We start from the raw sequence: 1878 nt of genomic DNA, 5'->3' as shown, positions 1-1878 counted from the left end.
AAGAAAGCTATAGAGAAAATTCTAAATGAAGAAAAGCCTATCCGAGTAACACTCTATCGAATTGCGCAAGAAGCAGGTATTTCAGGATTAAAATCAAAGTTGGAAAAAATGCCGGAGACTAAACAGTATATTCTGTCAAAACTTGAAAGTGTCGAGCAATTTCAGTTAAGAAGGGCAAAATGGGCAATTGAAATGATAAAAAAACAAGGAATGCATGTTTCTAAGAGCAAGGTTATGGAAATGGCTAATCTGCACAAAGCATCAATCGAAACTATGTCTAAAATTGATAAATTAATAGAAAGTTACAATTGCTAAATAAAAATGGTTCTTACGTAATCTTGGTGATATAGGGTTAATAATCAAGAAATGGGCATATAACATTTTAGATTAACTTAATGTCTAGTTTTCTTTCCCAATTCTAAACGACCTTATATTTTCTGCAAGATAACGTAGGGATCGTTTTTTATTACATAGGCTCTTAACTAATTATTTTGATTATAAACGAAAAGAGTACAATAGCTGTTTTTTGGTGAATCATTTATCTGTCTCGATGTTTAATGTGATGCTATTTATATACCTAGCTAAAGAATAAATATAAAAAATGGAAATAGAGGAAATTACGCTTAACTTGAGTCGGGAAGAATTGCAAAAATAAATCAGACAGACGCACGGGCAAAGATCAATGCCAAAATTCATAACTGTATATCGTCTATAAAAGTGAAAAAGGAATTGTAAGAGAATATTCAATTGATAAAATAGTAATAGGAAATATTGATAAAAATGTTATCTTTTATGATAAAATCTATGTTAGGTTCGTCCTAGTTTTAGTCTGTTTAACAATAGCTGAATAGGGGATCTACATATGAGTAGTAATCAAAACTTAGAAAATAGTATTAAAAGAGAAAAACAGTTTGAATTTTTAAAAGAGGCGATTAATGATACGCAAAATACAATCCGATTTATTGATTCTAAAGCAAGTGCTGTAATCGTATTGTGGTCTATAGTTATCACAGCGTTAGTTAGTACTTATAGTAAATGGATAGAGTGGCTTCGTCAGTTCTATAAGAACGAGGGGCATTTGGAGATATTATTTATTACTTTAATACTCTTAGGAATGGCAATTTGTTTTATTTTAAGCCTTTTACTAGTTTATCGTACACTTTTACCAAATAATTCTCCTGTAGAACATCTAAAACTCAATGAAGTTAACCTAAAAGAAAACTATTTTATATCTTCAACAGATAATAAAATGAGTTTTTTTGACCTCTTTAGACGAAATCCCAAAATAAAACTTCGTAAGCCAACAAAAGAATTTATTTTGGATATTAAACAGCTAACAGATGAACAGATCATTGAAGAGATGGCAATTGAATTACAAAAAGTTTCTGCTATACGGTTAATAAAGTTACAAAGGGTAAATAAGGGAATTTTCTTCTTTTTAATCTTTATTGCACTCCTTACTACTTTAATTGTTTATTCACTGATATCGAATTTTATTCAAGTTACAAACTTTAGATTTTTCGGTATTTCAGTCAATGTTGAATTGTTTATTTACCTTTATTTAGGCCATAAGATAGGTGATTATCTTTTACAATCCGATAAACAAGCTAAATCAAAACAAAATTCTTGGTATTATTTACTAGTACATTGCGCTATCTATTCTTTATCAGTTATTGCAATTCCTTTTATTTTTATGGGTTATTTTAATTTGGCTGCTTTATTTTTTGTATTTATAACACATGTGGTAATAGACCAAGGAGCATTGCTTCGTTTTTGGATGAAGTACATATAAAGGAATTAAAGATCCTGACACTGAGGAAGTAACTATGGTTAAGTTAGAAATTGATCAGACTTTTCACGATGATGTATAAAATTTTG

Annotated in this window: 1 protein-coding gene and 1 pseudogene; both read left to right on the top strand. The window is 29.3% G+C overall.

The features are described from left to right. Window positions 1-315 (top strand): annotated as a pseudogene (locus tag VU18_RS18215) (hypothetical protein); the annotation flags it as partial. Between the two features lie 547 nt (window positions 316-862). Then, complete coding sequence (locus VU18_RS16575) at window positions 863-1792, top strand: DUF3307 domain-containing protein (RefSeq protein ID WP_047758594.1); 930 nt, start codon at window positions 863-865, stop codon at window positions 1790-1792. Window positions 1793-1878: the final 86 nt, after the last annotated feature.

The organism is Geobacillus sp. ZGt-1, from assembly GCF_001026865.1.
In the GTDB taxonomy this organism is placed as follows: Bacteria; Bacillota; Bacilli; order Bacillales; family Anoxybacillaceae; genus Geobacillus; species Geobacillus thermoleovorans.
This window is presented reverse-complemented; position numbering and strand designations above follow the sequence as displayed.